Here is an 18,206-nt window from a genome sequence, read left to right on the forward strand (position 1 = left end):
AAGCGGACACGGGCACGGACCGACAAGGAGACCGACAAGGAGACCGACACACACGAGGAGGCCGAGCCGGAACCGGCCCGGGGGACCGACCCCGGACCGATTCCCGGCCGACCCGGACCGATTCCCGGCCGACCCGGACCGATTCCGAGTCGACCCGGACCGATTCCCGGCTGACCCGGACCGATTCCGGGCCGCCCGGGGGCTGACGAGGGACTGCCCCGGGACCGGCTCGACCGCACCGACCGGCGCCCGCCCGGCACACGGAACCGACCGTGAGCCCGGCGGGCGCCCTCATGTTCCCGGACGGCGCCTTCCCGGACGACGTTCTCAGGGGCCGCGCCTTCGCGGGGCGTCTTCCCCGGCCGGGACTTCCCGGATCGGGGCTTCGTGGGCGGAAGCCCGCCCTTAAGGGCCTCCCCTCACATATCCCCAGGGGCGGTTCGTCCCGGCGGAGGACGTGACGGCGGCGGGTCGTTCCATAGCGTTGTCGCAGCGTGCCGCCCCATCGCGTGCCCGGCCGGCCCCACCGGGCCGGGACGGGGCCGGGGGCGGACGCGGAGCCGGAGGAGGGTGGGGAAAACCCCACTCGAAGACGGGGCCGCGCACCAGCGCGCCGCACCCCTCGCACACACCAGGCTGTAGACGCGCACCGCGCCATCCGAACATCGAACGACATAGGAGAAAAACCGTGACAACGGCTGTGACCATTCCCAGGCACGGGGGTACTGGAGGGCGTACGGCCGTCGCCGCGCGGGCGCGACAGGTGGTGAAGGCGTACGGCGCGGACGAGACCCGGGTTGTGGCGCTGGACCATGTCGACGTCGACATCGACCGCGGGCAGTTCACCGCCATCATGGGCCCGTCCGGGTCCGGCAAGTCGACGCTGATGCACTGCCTGGCCGGGCTGGACACCGTGACGTCCGGTCAGATCTTCCTGGACGAGACGGAGATCACCGGGCTCAAGGACAAGAAGCTCACCCAGCTCCGCCGCGACCGGATCGGCTTCATCTTCCAGGCGTTCAACCTGCTTCCCACGCTCGACGCGCTGGAGAACATCACGCTGCCGATGGACATAGCCGGTCGCAGACCCGACGCGGCCTGGCTCCAGCAGGTCGTGGAGACGGTCGGTCTCGCCGGACGGCTGAAGCACCGGCCCACCGAGCTGTCCGGCGGGCAGCAGCAGCGCGTGGCGGTGGCCAGGGCGCTCGCCGCCCGGCCCGAGATCATCTTCGGTGACGAGCCGACCGGGAACCTGGACTCCCGGGCCGGCGCCGAGGTGCTGAGCTTCCTGCGCAAGTCCGTCGACGAGCTGGCCCAGACCATCGTCATGGTCACCCACGACCCGGTGGCCGCCTCCTACGCGGACCGGGTGCTGTACCTCGCCGACGGACGCATCGTCGACGAGATGCGCGACCCGACCGCCGAACAGGTCCTGGACCGCATGAAGGACTTCGACTCGCGCGGGCGGACGTCGTGAGCATCTGGAAGACATCGAGACGCAACTTCCTCGCGCACAAGGGACGCATGGCGCTCTCCGCCGTCGCGGTCCTGCTGTCGGTGGCGTTCGTGTGCGGGACGCTCGTCTTCACCGACACCATGAACACCACGTTCGACAAGCTCTTCGCGGCGACGGCGGCCGACGTCACCATCAGTCCGAAGAAGGACGCCGACGGGGGGCCGGCGAACGGCAGGCCCGCCAGCGTGCCCGCCTCCGCCGTCGTGAAGGCCGCCGCGGCCACCGGCGCGAAGGACGCCGAGGGCGTCGTCAGCAGCTCGTCCGTGACCGTCGTCGACGCCCACGACAAGAACATGGGCTCGACGACGGGCGCCCCGACGATCGCGGGCAACTGGACGAAGAACACCGAGCGGGCCATGGAGATCAGCTCCGGCAGCGCCCCGCACGGCCCGGCCGAGGTGATGGTCGACGCCGACACCGCCGACAAGCACCACCTGAAGCTCGGCGACACCCTGCGCACCATCACCCCGTACGGCGACATCGAGGCCCGGATCAGCGGCATCGCCGCGTTCAAGGTCACCAACCCCGGCGCGGCCGTCGTCTACTTCGACACCGTCACCTCGCAGACGAAGCTGCTCGGCGCCCCCGACGTCTTCAGCGGCGTCTATGTGAACGCCGAACCCGGGGTGTCCCACGCCGAGTTGAAGAAGAACGTGGCCGCCTCGCTCGGCGATACCACCGGGTACGAGCTGCGCACCCAGAAGGAGTCCACGGACCAGAGCAAGGACTCGATGGGGTCCTTCCTCGACGTCATGAAGTACGCGATGCTCGGCTTCGCCGGGATCGCCCTCCTCGTCGGCGTCTTCCTGATCGTCAACACCTTCTCGATGCTGGTCGCCCAGCGCACCCGCGAGATCGGTCTGATGCGGGCCATCGGGGCGAGCCGCCGGCAGGTCAACCAGTCCGTGCTCGTCGAGGCGCTGCTGCTCGGCGTCTTCGGTTCCGTCCTCGGCGTCGGCGCCGGGGTCGGCCTCGCCGTCGGGCTGATGAAGCTCATGGGGGCCATGGGCATGCAACTGTCCACCCGGGACCTCACCGTCGTGTGGACGACCCCGGTGGTCGGGCTGGTGCTCGGCGTGGTCGTCACCGTCGTCGCCGCGTACATCCCGGCCCGCCGCGCCGGGAAGATCTCCCCGATGGCCGCGCTGCGCGACTCCGGGACGCCCGCCGACGCGCGCGCCGGACGGGTCCGGGGCGCGATCGGCGCAGTCCTGACCCTCGGCGGCGGCGCCGCGCTGTTCGCGGCGACGCGCGCCGACGCCTCGGGCCAGGGCTCGATGTGGCTCGGCCTCGGTGTGGTCCTCACCCTGATCGGCTTCATCGTGATCGGCCCGCTGCTGGCCGCTCTCGTGGTCCGGGTGCTCAGCGCGGTCCTGCTGCGGGGCTTCGGCTCCGTCGGGCGGCTCGCGGAACGCAACGCCCTGCGCAACCCGCGCCGCACCGGGGCGACCGGCGCCGCCCTGATGATCGGCCTCGCCCTGGTGGCGTGCCTCTCCGTCGTCGGTTCCTCGATGGTCGCCTCGGCCACCGACGAGGTCGACCGGTCGGTCGGCGCCGACTTCATCGTCCAGCCGCTGGGGGGCCCGGGCTCGCCCATCGTGGACCAGGCGGTGAAGTCCATGAAGAAGGTGCCGGGGATCGAGCACTTCACCTCCTACAAGTCCGTCGGCGTCCGCTTCACCAACCCCGACGGCAGCACCGAGCGGGGCCGCCTGTCCGCCGCCGACCCCACCTACCCGCAGGACCTGCGCCGCGAGACGGTCGCCGGGAAGATCGACGACGCGTACGGCGAGGACGCCATGTCGGTCGGCGAGAAGTACGCCGCCGACCACCGCATCGAGGTGGGCGACCGGATCACCGTCGAGTTCCTGGGCGGCAGGACGGCGAAGCTGAAGGTCGCCGCGATCACCTCCGACGAGTCGAACGTCGACAAGGGCGCGCTCTACACCAACATCACCACCGCCGCCCGCTATCTGCCCGCCGACGCCATGCCGGGCAACATGCTGATGTTCGCGAAGGCCGTGGACGGCAAGGAGAAGGAGGCGTACGACGGGCTCAAGGACGCCCTCGCCCCGTACCCGCAGTACGAGGTGCGCAACCAGGCCGACTTCAAGCAGATGATGGGGGACCAGATCGGTCAGCTCCTGAACATCGTCTACGGCCTGCTGGCGCTCGCGATCATCGTCGCGATCCTCGGTGTGGTGAACACCCTCGCCCTGTCCGTGGTCGAGCGGACCCGTGAGATCGGCCTGCTGCGGGCCATCGGTCTCTCCCGCCGCCAGCTGCGCCGGATGATCCGGCTGGAGTCCGTGGTCATCGCGGTCTTCGGCGCCCTGCTCGGGCTGGGGCTCGGCATGGGCTGGGGTACGGCGGCCCAGAAGCTGCTGGCCATGGAGGGGCTCGTCCTCCTGGAGATCCCCTGGCCGACGATCCTCACGGTCTTCGTCGGATCCGCGTTCGTCGGCCTGTTCGCGGCCCTGGTCCCGGCCTTCCGGGCGGGCCGGATGAACGTCCTGAACGCGATCTCCTCCGACTGAGCCGAGAACGGGCCCGCCGAGCCGACGGGCGGCGCGGCCCGGGGCGACCGCTCCCGGCCGCCGGACACCGCCGCCCGCCCCGACCGGGGCGGGCGGCGGCCCGACGTAGGATGACGGGTGATCCGGCCCCGGGGCGTTCCTCCAAGCGCCCCGGGGCCCGTGTCGTTCCCCGGGGCCGGCATCGTTCCCCCTTCAGGGGTCTTTGTCGTTTTCCCGGCTGTTTCGCGCTGCGGGGCCCGGGCCGTCGCGCGCTTCGGAGGCGCCGGGGACGCGGCCGTGACCGGGCCGCCCGGACGCCTCGCGCGCGAGCGGCGGTTGCACGAAGCTGCCGCGTACCGTGCAGCAAGCTGACACGACCGGGCCCGCCCGCGCCCCCTCCCCGCTGGCATCGTCTTCCTGCCGGGAACCCCTGGCAGGACGCAGCAGACGAAGGGGAAAACGTGTTCAGTTCTTCGCTTTCACGTCAGTCGGCCGCCCTCGCACGCGCAGCCGCCGTCGCCGGCCTCGCGCTCGCCGCGTTCGCGTTCCCCGCCGGCACCGCGGCCGCGAGCGCCGCCCCGGCCGGCGCCACCGCCGCCGAATCCGCCGTGGCCGCCCCGGAGGCCGCGACCGCCGGGCGCCTCCCGGCGCCGGCCGTGGACCGGATCTGTACGTACCTGGACGCGGTCGTCGCCCAACTTCCCCTGCCCGCCGCACCGGTTCAGGTGTGCAAGCTGGTCAACGGCTGGGACTAGACCGCGGTGATGCGGTTTCAGCTGCTGGGTCCGCTGACCCTCACGGACGGCCCCGAAGCCGTCGTGCTCCAGCCGTCGAAGCCGACGATCCTGCTGGCGGCGCTCCTCCTGCACGCCAACTCCGTCGTGTCCGCCGACTACCTCCAGCGGGCCGTGTGGGGCGAGGAACAGCCGGCCACCGCCAAGGCCGCGCTGCAGACCTGCGTACTGCGGCTGCGCCGGCTCTTCACCCGGCACGGGGTGACCGAGACCTCGATCGAGGCGGTGCCGGGCGGCTACCGGATCACCGCCGAGCCGCACACCCTCGACCTGCTCGGCTTCCGGGAACAGGTGCGCCGTGCCGTGGTGCTGTCGCACGACCCGGAGGCGGAACTGTGCGAGTTGAAGGAAGCGCTGTCGCTGTGGCAGGGCTCCCTGCTGGCCAACGTGCGTTCCGACGTGCTGCACCGGGACGAGGTGCCGCGCCTGGCGGAGGAACGGCTGCGGAGCGTGGAACGGGTCTGCGACCTGCTGCTGGGACTGGGACGGTACGGCGAGGCCCTGGTCGAACTATGGACTGCTACGCGCGTATACCCGGGCCATGAGCGGCTCCACGAGCAGCTGATCGAGGCGCTCTACCGCACCGGACGGCAGACCCAGGCCCTCGCGGAGTACCGACGGGTCAAGGGCTTCCTCCTCGACGAACTGGGCGTCGATCCCTCGCCCGCCCTCCAGCAGCTGGAACTCGCGATCCTGCGCGGCGAGGACCTGGGCGGCGGGGACGGCCGGGCGCCGCTGTTGTCCGGGACCATGGCGCGGATACCGGGCCCGGCGGCCCTGGGCGCGCGCGTCCTCGAAGGGCCCCCGCCCGCCGCCCCGCCCGCCGGGCCCATGGCGCTGCCGCCCGGCGCGTCGGGGACGAGCCCGGGGACGGGACCGGCGGGGGCAGCGGCGACGGGACCGGACGCGGGCGTCCCGGCGGTCCCGGGGCCGGGTCTCCCGGGTCCCGGTCTCCCGGGGTCGGCTCCCGGCGTCGGCGGGCATCCGGTGTCCGTCGGCGCGCATCCGGTGTCCGTCGGTCCGGCGAACGCTCCCGCGACCGCCGCCGGGCCCGCGACGCCCGCCGCCTCCGCCGCCGCGCCCGCGCTCCCCGCAGGCCCGGCCGCGCCCGGGGCGACCGTCGCGGGGGCCGTTCCCGGAACCGCCGTGCCCGGGACCGCCGCGCCCGGGGCCGCCGCCGGTCCGGCCGCGCCCGGGGCGACCGCCGTGCCCTCGGTGCCGAACTTCACCGGGCGGGAGGCCGAGACCGCCGCCATGACGGCACGCCTCACCGCCTCCCTCGACGACGCCGTCCAGCACCCGCCCACCGTCCTGGTGTCCGGGGCCCCCGGCATCGGCAAGTCGGCCCTCGCCCACCGGGTCGCGCACCTGGTGCGGGACCGCTTCCCCGGCGGCCGGGCGCTGATCCGGATGACCCGGCCGGACGGCGAGGCCCGGGACCCCGCAGCCGTCACGGCGGAGGCGACCGCCGCGCTCGCCGCCGCACCGGACGGCGGCCGCGTCCTGCTCGTCCTCGACGACGTGGTCGACGCCGACCAGGTGCGCCCGCTGCTGCCCGCCGTCGCCCGGGCGCAGGGGGCCGTGATCGTCACCAGCCGGATGGGGCTCGCCGGGCTCGTCGCCACGCACGGCGGCTGGGTGCAGCGGCTCTCCGCGTTCACCCCGGCCGAGTCGTACGCGCTGCTGCTCTCCGTGCTGGGCGGCGAACGCGTCGAGGCGGAACGGGACGCCGCCCGCCGACTGGCCGAGCTCTGCGGCCACTTCCCGCTCGCCCTGCGCATTCTGACGGCCCGTCTGCTGACCCGCCCGGCGCTGCGGCTGGGGGACGCGGTGGACTGGCTCGGGGACGATCCGCTGGCCCGGCTCTCCCTCACCGACTCGCCCGGCCTGTCCGTGCCGGCCGTCCTCGACGGGGCGCTGAACCGGCTCGACCCTCGGCTGTCCGAGGCGTTCCTCCGGGTCGCCGCCGCGCCCGGGGGCGGCGTCACGCCCGAGGACGTACCGGCCGTCGGCGAGGCCGTCCTGGAACGGCTCGCCGACGCCGGGCTGCTGGAGGACGGCCCGCCCGGCCCGTACCGGATCCACGCACTGCTCCGCGCCCACGCGCGAAGAACCGACCAGGAACGCATCCGCCGCACAGAGAAGGTGTGACCCCCATGGCCGAGACCGCCGAGAGCACCCCCGAGAGCCCCCGGACGACCGCCGGGAACGCTCCCGGGACCACCGGCGCCGCCCCCGCGTCGCCCGCCCCCGCGTCCACCGCGACCTTCGACGCGCTGGCCGCGACCCGGCCGCGCGTCCGCCGGGACGTGCTGTTCACCGAGACCCCCGGCGGGGTGCTCTTCCACAACGCCGACGGCGGATTCCACCTGGCCGGCCGCACCGCCTACCGCTTCGCCTCCCTCGTCGTCCCGCACCTCACCGGCCACCACCGGCTCGCCGACCTCTGCGCGGGCTTCGGACCGGCCCAGCGCGCGATGGCCGCGGAACTCGTCAAGACGCTGTACGAGCGGGAGTTCGCCCGCGACGTGCCCGAGCCCGGCGCCGGGCCCGAGGCGGTGCCCGAGGACGTCGCGGAGCGGTTCGCCGCCCAGATCGCCTACGTCGACCACTACGCCGACGGCGCGCCCGAGCGCTTCGCCCGGTTCCGCGCCACCCGGGTCGCCGTCCTCGGCGACGACGAGACCGCCCGCTGGTGCGCGCTGAGCCTGCTGCGCAACGGCTGCGTGCGGATCGGCGCCACCGCGGAGTTCGCGGACGTCACCGCCGAGGCGGGCCGGGTCGCCGCGCGCACGGACCGGATCGCCGCCGGGGCGGAGGTCGGCTGGGACGGCCTCGACGGGTACGACGTGGTCGTGGTGACCGGCGCCGGGGCCGGGCCGCGCACCCACCGGCTGCTGGCCGCCGGGGTGCCCGAGGGCCGGACCCTGATCCCGGCGTGGCTGTTCGGCGAGCGCCTGGTCGTGGGCCCGCTCTCCACCGCGACCTCCACCGGCTGCTGGTCCTGCGCCGTGCTGCGGCTGGGCGGCAACGTGTCGGCGGGCGAGGCGGCCGAGCTGTGGAGCCAGGCGGCGGGCGCCGCCCCGGCGTCCTCGGACACCCTGTCCGGCCCGGTCGCCGCGATGGTGGGCAACCTCCTCGGTTACGAGGTCTTCCGCCTCACCACCGGCGCGCTGCCCGCCGAGACGGACGGCCAGGTCCTGATCCAGGACCTGGCGTCGCTGGACGTGACGGCCGAGCCGCTCCGGCCGCACCCCCGCTGCCGGCGCTGCGCCGCCGGTCCGGACGACCGCGGGCCCGCCGCCCTGCCCGACGGCCTGGCGCTGCCGGTCACCCCGACCGTGGAGACCGCCCGCGACGCGGAGGCCATGGTCGACGAACTGAACCGGTACAGCGCGGCGCTGGTCCGCCCGCACGCCGGGATCCTCCGGCGTTGGGACGACGAGGCGCTGACCCAGACCCCGCTGAAGATCAGCCGGGTCGAGATGGCGCTCGGGGCCGGGGAGCGGCGCCGGATCGCCGCCTTCGACGTGCACCATCTGGCGGGCGCGCGGATGCGGGCGCTGTACGCGGCGGCCACCGCGTACGTCGAGCACCTGGTGCCACTGGAAGCGGCCGGGGGCGCGGGCGCGGACCGGGTGCTGGGCCCTGACGCGCTGACCACCGACGGCGGCACCGGGGCGCTCCCGGACGCCTGGACCGTGGCGACCTCGCTGATCGGCAAGGAGCCGGTGCGGGTGCCCGCCGCGGCTGTACGGACCTTCGGGGCGCACAACCGGGAGCGCGTCCATCTCGCCACGACCGCCGGCGCGGGCGCGGGCGCGGACGACCGGGAGGCGGCCGGCACCGGTCTGATGTCGGCGCTGGCGCACGACGCGCTGCTGCGGGCGCTCCGGGGCACGACCGAGGTCCGCCCGGTCGCCGTGGACGGGGACGACCCGGAGCTGGTGTTCCTGCTGAAGTCCGCGGCCAACCTGGATCTCGCGGTGGAACTGCTGGACCTGGGCGAGGGCGGGCGCACCTCGGCGCAGGCGGTGCTGGCCCGGGAGGCCGACGGCGGGAACGGCCAGGGCCGCTGGGCGGTCGTGGCGGGCCTGTCCCGGCGCGCGGCGGCCTGCGCGGCGCTGCGGGACCTGCTCGGGCAGGCCCAACTGGCCGCCGAGGACCCGGAGTCCCCGGTCGACACCGGCGACCCGCTGGTGTCCGACCTGGCGGCCGGATCCGTCGCGGTGACCGGCGGCCCGGTCCAGGTCGACGGGCCGGAGACCACGTTCGAGGCGATCCTCGACCGGCTCGCGGACGCGGGGCGCGACGCCCTGTACGTGCCGACCACCCCGGCCGACCTCGCGGGGGGCGGCATCCGCACGGCCCGGGTGCTGCTCACCGTCGACGGCGGCGGCGCGGCGGGCGCGGGGGCCGTGGGGAACGCGGACGCGGGCGTGTCCGGTGGCGCTGCGGACGGCGAGGGCGGGCCCGATGTCCGTTGACACCCCGGTCCGGGAGGACTCGGCGCCGGTCCGTTCCGCGCGCGCCCTCGCGGCGGCGCTCCGGGACGCGCTGGCCCGGCACGGAGCACCGCCCCCGCTGGACGTGGCGCCGCTCGGCGTGCGCGACGCCTTCGCCGACGGGGCGGGGGACGCGGCGGCCGGCGCGGGCGCCCCGGCTGCGGGCGCCGCTTCGGCCGCGTGCGCCCCGGCCGGTCAGGATGCCCCGGCCGGTCAGGGCGCTCAGGCCGGTCAGGACGCCCTCGGCCCCGCCGTGCCCGTGCGCTTCTACGGGCGGCACGCCGTCGTCGGCCCCTTCGCTCCGCGCGACGGCGACGGCAGGGGCGACGGCGGGCGGGGCGGGGGCCGGACCTGCGTCCGGTGCCTGGAGCGGCGCTGGCAGGCGGTGCGTTCCGTCGCGCTGCGCGAGGCGCTGGAGCTGGGCTCGGGCACCCGGGCCGCCGGGGACTCCCCGTACGTCACCCCGTTCGCCGCGCACGCCCTGGCGGGGCTGGTCGCCGCCCGGCTGGCCGGCGAGGGCCCCGGAACCGGTGTGCGCCCGGCCGTGCACCTGGTGGACCTGGAGACCCTGACGGTCCGTCACTATCCGCTGGTGCCCGACCCGGAGTGCCCGCGCTGCGCCACGCCGGAGCCCGACACCCCCCGGGCGGCGGCGCTCACCCTGCGGCCCGCGCCCAAGCGCCGCCCCGGCGGCTTCCGGGTCCGGGACATCGAGACGTACGACCTGCCGATGGAGCCGTACGCGAACCCGGTGTGCGGCTCGCTCGGCCCGTCGGTGGTCCAGGACGTCTCCTCCACCTCCACGTCCGCCACCATCGGCTGCTTCTCCATGCGTTCGGGCGAGTACCTGCGCGAGACGTTCTGGGGCGGCCACGCCGACACCTTCGCCGAGAGCATGCGGATCGGCGTGCTGGAGGGGCTCGAACGGTACGCGGGGATGCGGTCGCGGGCCAAGCGGGCCGGGACCAAGGCCTCCCTGGACGCCCTGCGCGCCCGGGGCGAGCACGCGCTGGACCCCCGGGTGTGCGGGCTGTACTCGGACGACTTCCACCGCGCCAACCCCCGGGTCGTGCCCTTCGCCCCGGACCGCCCGATCCCCTGGGTCCAGGGCTGGTCCCTGCGCGACCGGCGCACGGTCCTGGTGCCCGAGGTCCTCACGTACTACCACGCGCCCGGCCTGGAGAACCGCTTCGTCCAGGAGAGCTCCAACGGCTGCGCCTCCGGCGGCTGCCTGGAGGAGGCCGTCTACTTCGGGCTGATGGAGGTCGTGGAGCGGGACGCGTTCCTGCTCGCCTGGTACGGGCGGGCCGCGCTGCCGGAGATCGACGCGGCCACCAGCCGCCGCCCCGCCACCCGGCAGATGATCGACCGGCTGGAGATGTACGGCTACGAGGCCCGCTTCTTCGACACCCGGATCTCCTTCCCCGTCCCCGTGGTGACGGGCGTGGCGGTGCGCCGGGACGGCGGGCCGGGCCTGATGTGCTTCGGCGCCGGGGCCGGGCTCGACCCGGAGGCGGCCCTGGCCGGGGCGCTGTGCGAGATCGCCACCGACGCGGTGAACCTGCCCCGCCGCACCGAACGCGACCTGGCCCGGCTGCGCGCCATGGCCGCCGACTTCGACCGGGTCGAGGCGCTGCACGACCACCCGCTGGTGTACGGCCTGCCGGAGATGGGCCGCCACGCGGACTTCCTGCTCGGCGAGCCGGGCGCGCCCCGACCCCCGAAACGGTCCTTCGACGCGCTGTACGGGGACGGGTCGGCGCTGCCGGTCTCCGACGACCTGCGCGAGGACCTGACCCGGTGCGTGGACGCCGTCACCGACGCCGGGTTCGACGTGATCGTCGTCGACCAGACCATGCCGGAACAGCGCGAACTGGGGCTGACCACGGTCAGCGTCCTGGTGCCGGGGCTGCTGCCGATCGACTTCGGCTGGAGCCGCCAGCGCGCCCTGGGCATGGACCGGCTGCGCACCGCGCTGCGCGCGGCCGGGCTGCGCGGGCACGACCTGACCGACGCCGACCTCAACCCGGCCCCGCACCCCTTCCCATGACCGCCGGCTCCGCACCGCCCCGCCCCGGACGGCGCCCCCGCGCCGCGCCGCCCGGGGCCGCCCGGCCCGCGCCGCCCGTCCGATCCGCCCCGCCCAGTTGCCCGTACCGCCTTCCCTGACCGAGGAGCCCGCCATGGGGTACGCCCATGAATACGCCGCCGCGATCCTTCAGCGCGGCCGGGTCCCGATGGACCCCGCCGACTTTGTGCCGAACTGGTCGGACGGCCCGCGCAAGACGAAGTTCTACCCCGGCACCGACAGCCTGCCGCTGCCCGACTGCGACTACCCGGCCCACGCGGACCTGGACCGGGGCCTCGCCCAGGACACCGGCGGCGACGGCGCGTTCGACCTGGCGCTGCTCTCCGGGATGCTCCGCGACTCCTACGGGCTGACCGGCCGCCGCCTCGGCGTCCAGGCCAACACCGACCTGAGCGCCCTGCCGTACTACCCGCTCGCCAACTGGTCCCGCGGCTCCGCGTCCGGCGGCGGCCTCTACCCGGTCGCCGTGCACTGGGTCTCCGGGCCCAGCGGCCCCGTACCGCCCGGCGTGCACTACTACTCCACCCGGCACCACGCGATGCGGCGGCTGCTGACCGGCGACGTGACCGGCGAGGTGCGGGCGGCGCTGGGCGACGGGGCGCCGGGGCCGGACACCGACCAGTACCTGGTCCTGACCATCAAGTACTGGCAGAACGCCTTCAAGTACAACAACTTCTCCTTCCACGCCGTGTCCATGGACCTCGGCGCCTGCGTCCAGACCTGGCGGATGTGGGCCGGGGCGCGCGGCCTCGCCGTCGAGCCCGCGCTCTGGTTCGACGAGGAGCGGCTGGGGCGGCTGCTCGGCGTGGACACGGCGGACGAGGGCGTCTTCGCCGTCGTCCCGCTGAAGTGGGCCGGCGCCGGCCCGGCGTCCCCCGCCCCGGCCCCGGTGTCCGTGCGCCACCGCGACCAGGAGCGCTCGCGGACCGTCCTCACCTTCGACGCGCTCCGGCGGATGCAGGCCGTCACCGCCGCCGACGCCGCCGCCCGCCCCGCCCCCGAGGCGCTCGACCCCGCCGTCGCGCACCCCGCCGACCCAAAGCGCCCCGCGACGCCGCTGCCCGCCTGCCCGCCGCTCGACGCCGACGTGCGCACCGCGCTGCGCGGGCGGCGCAGCAGCTTCGGCCGCTTCGAGGCCCAACGCCCCATCACGGGCGAGCAGTTGGCGTCCTGCCTGGCGGCCTCGGTGGCCGGCTCGCGGATCGGCGGGGACACCGGCGCGCAGCGGCTCGCGAAGCTCTACGCGTTCGTCTGCCACGTCGAGGGGATCGAGCCCGGCGCCTACGAGTACGACCCCGAGGCGCACGGGCTGCGGCTGGTGAAGGCGGGCGACCCGGGCGCCTTCCTGCAGAAGAACTACTTCCTGTCCAACTACAACCTGGAGCAGGCGGCCGCCGTCCTGGTGCCCACCGTCCGCACCGACGCCGTCCTCGACGCGGTCGGGGACCGGGGATACCGCCTGGTCAACGCCGCCGTCGGGGCGATCGCCCAGACCGCCTACACCACCGCGTCCGCCGTCGGCATCGGCTGCGGGGTCGCGCTCGGCTTCGACAACATCTCGTACATCGAGGAACTCGGCCTCGACGGGACCGGCGAGGCGCCGCTGCTGATCATGATGATCGGCAACGAGCGGCCCGCCCCGGCCGACTTCCGGTACGAGATCGCCTGACCGACGACGAGACGACGACCGGAACGAGAAGGGGAGACCCCGCCATGACGCCGGACCACCCGGCCCCAGCCGCACCCGCGCCCGCCGCACCCGCCCCCGCCGCCGCGCCCGCGACGGTCACCCGCCCCCGCTTCATGCTGCGGGTCGCCGGGCTGCCCGTCGACAGCGTGCGCGGGCTGCGCTGCCCGGACAGCCGCCGCTGGGCGGACGAAGTCCTGCGCGCCACCGAGCTGTCGAGCGCCGAGGGCGAACGGCTCGGGGACCTGCTGCACGACCTGGTCGGCGGCAGCGACGACGAGGGCCTGCGCCGCGCCCTGCTCGCCCTGCGCCGGGACGTCTTCAACAACCGGCTGCCGAGCCCCGGGGCCGCCGACCTGGCCCTGACCCTGGTGCGCGGCCTCGACGAGACCGCCGGCACGGCACTGGAGGCCTGGCTGACCGGACGCCGCCGCCTGGAGGAGCACCGCGCGGCCGGCGCCGGCCTGCTCGCCGCCGAGACCGCCCGCGCCCGCGAGGCGCTGCGCCGGCTGGCGGGGGAGGAGCGGCTGCGCAAGGGGCTGCTGCTGGCCTCCCCGGCCCTGGACGCCCAGCTCGACGCGTACATCGGCGCCGACCCCGCCGTGCCCCCGGACAAGAAGCGGCGCAAGATCGAGCGCTCGCTCCTCTCGTACCTCTACCGCACGGCGTGCAAGACCAGCCCGTTCTCCACGTTCACCGGGGTCGCCCTCGGGACCTTCACCGACCCGGGCCGCGGCGACGGCGACCCGCGCCGCGGGCTGCGGGTCCGGGTCGACGACGCCTGGGAGGGGCGGCTGCGGCTGAACGTCGCCGCCGTCGGCCGGCTCGCCGAGGCCCTGATCGCGGACCCGGTCCGCCGGGCGGACCTGCCGGTCGCCCCGGCCTCCGGCTGGGGGCGCGACGACGACCGGGTCCGCTATGTGCGCCGCTGGGTCACCCAGGGCGACGAGGACACCGCCGTCACCTTCGACGCGGTGAAGGACCGGCTGTTCTTCCTGCGCCGCAGCGGCACCCTGGAACGCCTCCTCGGCCTGTTCGAGAACCGCGACACCCTCCGTTACGGGGAACTGGCCGACTGGCTCGCGAAGGACCGGGGCGCGGGCCCGGAGGAGTGCGCCCAGTACCTCCAGGCGCTCCTGGATGTCGGCATGGTGCAGGTGCCGTGCCTGCGCACCGAGGTCCACGACACCGACCCGCTGCGCGCCTTCCAGGGCTCGCTGCGCGACCTCGGCCGCCCCTGGGCCGACCGGCTGGCCGGACGCCTCGACGGCCCCGCCTCCCGCGTCGAACGGTTCGCGGACGCCGAACCGGCCGAACGCCGCGCCCTCATGGGAGAGTTGCGCACCTCGCTGCGCGCCCTCCAGGAGGAGGAGTTCGGCGCCGAGCGGGCGCGCGTTCCGCAGACCCTGCTCTACGAGGACGTGGCGGCCGGGCGCCGCACCGAACTCTCCGCCCCCGCCTGGGAGGAGCTGGCCGCCGGGCCGCTCGGCGCGGTGGAACGCGTCCTGCCCGCCTTCGACCTGACGCTTCCCCAGCGTGTCACGTTCAAGGGCTTCTTCCTCGCCCGCCACGGGCGCGGCGGGCGCTGCGACGACCTGCTGAAGCTGGTCCACGACTTCCACGAGGACTTCTTCGACCAGTACATGTCGTTCACCGCGAAGCGCACCGCCTTCGACGAGAACGGCGACTACGTCCCGGAGGAGAACTGGCTCTCCCTGCCGCAGCTCAAGGCCCTGGACACGGCCCGGCAGACCTTCGTGGAACGGATGCGCGCCCGGTGGGCGGCCTGGGAGGCGGACCCGGCCGCCCCGGAGATCCAGGTGGGCGGCGACCTCCTCGACGAGGTCGCCGGCGAACTCGACACCCTGCGCTCCGAGTTCACCCCGCTCGCGCACCATGTGCAGATCGTGGACCGGCCCGGGGACCCGCTCGTCGTCCTCAACCGCTCCTACGGCGGCGTCTCCTTCCCGTTCAGCAGGTTCACCCACCTCTTCGACGGCCTCGACGAACAGCTCCTCGCCGCCACCGCGGACCTGCTGCCCGACGACGCCGTCCTCGCGGAGGTCACCGGCGGACCGGTCACCAGCAACCTCAACCTGCACGGCCGGCTCACCGCGTACGAGATCGTCTGCCCCGGCGAACGCGGCACCCTGCCCGCCCCGAACCGGATCCACCTGGACGACCTCCACCTCGTCCACGACCTGGAGGCGGACCGGCTCGTCCTGCGCTCCACCCGGCTCGGCAAGGAGGTCGTGCCGGTCTACCTCGGCTACCTCGTCCCGCTCGCCCTGCCCGAACTGCCCCGCACCCTGCTGCTGCTGTCCCCGACCTCGATGTCCCCGCTGAACGTGTGGGGCGGCGTCCCCGAGGGCGCGCCGGCCGGCGGGGTCACCACCCGGCCGCGGGTCCGGCACGGCAGCGTGGTGCTCAGCCGGCGCAGCTGGAGCGCGCCCGCCGCCGTGCTGCCGCTGCGCGCGCCCGGGGCCGGGGACGACGCCTGGTTCCTGGGCTGGCACGCCTTCCGCCGCGCCCACGGGCTCCCGGACCGGGTCTTCGCCACCGTCGCGGACAGCGGGGCGCGCGGCGCGACCGGCGGCAAGCCCGCCTACGTCGACTTCGACAGCCCGCTCTCGCTGGCCGCGTTCGAGGCCCTGATCAAGACGTCCGGGGCGCGGATCGTGTTCCGGGAGATGCTGCCCGACGAGGACGGACTGCACACCGTCTCCGGCCGGGGCCGCCATGTCGCCGAACTCGCGGTGGAGACCGCCGCCCCCGCCCGAAGGAGCAACCAGTCATGAACCCGGCACCACCCACCACCACGGCCGACGTACGGACCCGCCGGGCGGGCGCCTGGCAGGCCACACACATCTTCTACGCCGCCAACCCCCGCCCCATGCTCACCCAGTGCGTCCGCCCGCTGATCGAGGAGCTGGAGGCGGACGGCCTGCTCGACGGCTACTTCTTCATCAACTACTGGCTGGAGGGCCCGCACGTCCGGCTGCGGATCAGGCCCTCCTCCCCGGACGCCGAGGCCGAGGTCCGGCGCCGCACCGAGGCCGCCGTCGACGCGTTCCTGGCCGAGCGGCCCGCCCTGTACGAGGTCGACTCCGGGTTCCTCAACGACTTCTACAACACCCTGTTCGACATCGAGTTCCCCGGCGCCGAACGCGGCCACTACACCGACGAGCAGGGCCGGATGCGGCTGCGCCCCAACAACTCGCGCAGCGCCGAGCCGTACGAGCCGGAGTACGGCAAGTACGGCGGTCCGGCCGGGATCGAGCTGGCCGAATGGCACTTCCGGCGCTCCAGCGACCTGGTCATCGACGCGTTCCGGACGAAGAACCTGCATCTGCGGACCGTGCTGCTGGGCACCTCGGCGCAGCTGATGATGGTGATGGCCGCCGCGTTCCTGCCGGACCGTCGGGAACTGGCCGATTACCTGGACAGCTACTACGAGTTCTGGCACCGGGCGTTCCCCGGCACCGGCTTCATCGGCAGCGACGAGTACGACCGCAACTACGCCGCCATGGCCCCCGGACTGGCCGCCCGCTTCGCCCGGATCCGGGCCGCCGTGGCCGCCGTCGCCGACCGGGACGGCGAGGCGTTCGGGCCCGGCCAGGACGCGGAAGGCGCCGCCGGGCTGCCCGGATTCCTCGCCGGATGGGCCGAGCACTGCGTCGAACTGCGGAACCGGGCGGTCGAGCTCACCCTCGACGGGGACCTGGTCTTCCGCTCCTGGGACGGCGAGCGGGACGAACTGGTCACCGACCCGGCGGCCTCGCTGCCGCTGCTGCTCTCCCCGTACATGCATATGACCAACAACCGGCTGCATGTGACGATCCGGGACGAGGCGTACCTCTCGCACGTCCTGGGCCGGGCGCTGCGGGAGACGGGATGAGCGCCGCCCCGCCGGGCGCCGTCGAGGGCCTCGCGGAGTACCGGCCCGAACTGAGGCCCCAGGTGCTGCTGAGCGACGCCCTGCTGCACGGGGCGGCCACCGTGCACCTGATCAAGGACACCGCCACCGGCGGCTCCTTCCGGGTCGGCCCCAAGGAGCACTTCCTGATCGCCCGGATGGACGGGCGGCACAGCCTGGGGGAGATCGGCGAGGAGTACGCGCGGGAGTACGGGCGCCGGCTGGACGCGGCCCGCTGGCAGCAGATCCTGCGGATGCTCGGCACCCGCGGACTGCTGGCCGGCGGACCGGGCGGGACGGGGGCCGCCCCCGGGCCCGCCGACGGTCGCGGGACCGGGGTCGGGGGCGGGGCCGGGCCGTCCGGGCGCCCGGGGGCCGGGCCGGGGGCCGCCGACGGCCGGCCGGCGCGCGGGGTGCTGCGCGGCAGCGTCCGGCTGGTCGCCGACGCGGACGCCACCACGGACCGGCTGCACCGGGCGGTGGGCTTCCTGCTGTCGCCCGGATGGCTGGCGCCGCTGCTGGCCCTGGTCCTGGCGATGGAGGCCGTGGTCGCCGTCAGATCCGGTGAACTGCTCGTGGCGACAAGGGAGTTGTTCACCAATCCGGTGCTGCTGGTGGGCGCCGCCACCCTGCTCTGGTTCAGCACCGCGCTGCACGAACTGGCTCACGGGGTGGTCGCCCGGCACCACGGCGGCACGGTGGCCGAAATAGGCCTGCGCTGGCGGCTGCCGGTGGTCATCATGTACTGCACAGTCGATAACTACCTCTATCTGGGCTCCCGTTGGCAACGCATTCAGACGGCGCTCGCCGGCGCGGTGATGAACCTGCTCTTCCTGCTGCCGTTCTGCGGTCTGTGGCTGTTCGCCCCGCTGGACGCCGCCACCCACGACGCGCTCGGCGCCCTGCTGCTCCTGGGCAGCGTGCAGGCGCTGGCCATGCTGGTCCCGCTTCCGCCGCTCGACGGGTACCGGATCGCGAGCCAGCTGTGCGGGGCCACCGAACTGGCCGCCTCCACCGGCGCCTATCTGCGGCTCGCCGCCCGCCGCGACCCCGCGGCGGGTGACTACCCGCGCCACGCCCGTACCGCCTACCGCGCCTACGGGCTGTGCGCGGTGCTCGCCCTCGCGGGCATCGCCGCCGCCGTCGTGGCGGCCGCCCACCATCTGCTGACCGCCCCCTGACA

At 74.9% G+C, this 18,206-nt stretch carries 10 protein-coding genes; all 10 read left to right on the top strand.

The genetic code is table 11. From position 1 onward, the window contains the following. Positions 1-688: 688 nt before the first annotated feature. The 10 genes from WA762_RS29485 to WA762_RS29530 all read left to right on the top strand — a co-directional run bounded on the left by WA762_RS29485 (position 689) and on the right by WA762_RS29530 (position 18,204). Positions 689-1,477, top strand: a complete 789-nt coding sequence (locus WA762_RS29485) for an ABC transporter ATP-binding protein (RefSeq protein ID WP_335939680.1) — start codon at positions 689-691, stop codon at positions 1,475-1,477. Next, positions 1,474-4,053, top strand: coding sequence for an ABC transporter permease (locus WA762_RS29490; protein ID WP_335939682.1), 2,580 nt, complete (start codon positions 1,474-1,476; stop codon positions 4,051-4,053). The genes WA762_RS29485 and WA762_RS29490 overlap by 4 nt, the downstream gene beginning before the upstream one ends. Positions 4,054-4,493: 440 nt before the next feature. After that, positions 4,494-4,787 carry a hypothetical protein gene (locus WA762_RS29495; RefSeq protein ID WP_335939684.1) on the top strand — a complete coding sequence of 98 codons (294 nt, stop codon included), beginning with the start codon at positions 4,494-4,496 and terminating at the stop codon, positions 4,785-4,787. Between the two features lie 9 nt (positions 4,788-4,796). Next, positions 4,797-6,977, top strand: a complete 2,181-nt coding sequence (locus WA762_RS29500; RefSeq protein WP_335939685.1) for a BTAD domain-containing putative transcriptional regulator — start codon at positions 4,797-4,799, stop codon at positions 6,975-6,977. A gap of 5 nt (positions 6,978-6,982) precedes the next feature. Then, on the top strand, positions 6,983-9,313 hold the full coding sequence (locus WA762_RS29505; RefSeq protein WP_335939687.1) for a TOMM precursor leader peptide-binding protein: 2,331 nt from the start codon (positions 6,983-6,985) through the stop codon (positions 9,311-9,313). Continuing rightward, positions 9,303-11,381 carry a TOMM precursor leader peptide-binding protein gene (locus WA762_RS29510; protein WP_335939689.1) on the top strand — a complete coding sequence of 693 codons (2,079 nt, stop codon included), beginning with the start codon at positions 9,303-9,305 and terminating at the stop codon, positions 11,379-11,381. The genes WA762_RS29505 and WA762_RS29510 overlap by 11 nt, the downstream gene beginning before the upstream one ends. Before the next feature lie 133 nt (positions 11,382-11,514). Further along, positions 11,515-13,089: a nitroreductase family protein gene (locus WA762_RS29515; protein WP_335939691.1), complete on the top strand. Its 1,575-nt coding sequence runs from the start codon at positions 11,515-11,517 to the stop codon at positions 13,087-13,089. Positions 13,090-13,133: 44 nt separating this feature from the next. Next, a complete protein-coding gene (locus tag WA762_RS29520) occupies positions 13,134-15,905 on the top strand; it encodes a lantibiotic dehydratase (RefSeq protein ID WP_443080712.1) in 2,772 nt (923 codons plus the stop codon). Next, a complete protein-coding gene (locus tag WA762_RS29525; RefSeq protein ID WP_335939693.1) occupies positions 15,902-17,005 on the top strand; it encodes a lantibiotic dehydratase C-terminal domain-containing protein in 1,104 nt (367 codons plus the stop codon). Before WA762_RS29520 ends, WA762_RS29525 begins: the two co-directional genes overlap by 4 nt. After that, positions 17,002-18,204, top strand: a complete 1,203-nt coding sequence (locus tag WA762_RS29530) for a M50 family metallopeptidase (protein ID WP_335939695.1) — start codon at positions 17,002-17,004, stop codon at positions 18,202-18,204. Before WA762_RS29525 ends, WA762_RS29530 begins: the two co-directional genes overlap by 4 nt. Positions 18,205-18,206 lie beyond the last annotated feature (2 nt).

The organism is Streptomyces tyrfis (assembly GCF_037034285.1).
Taxonomy (GTDB): Bacteria; Actinomycetota; Actinomycetes; order Streptomycetales; family Streptomycetaceae; genus Streptomyces.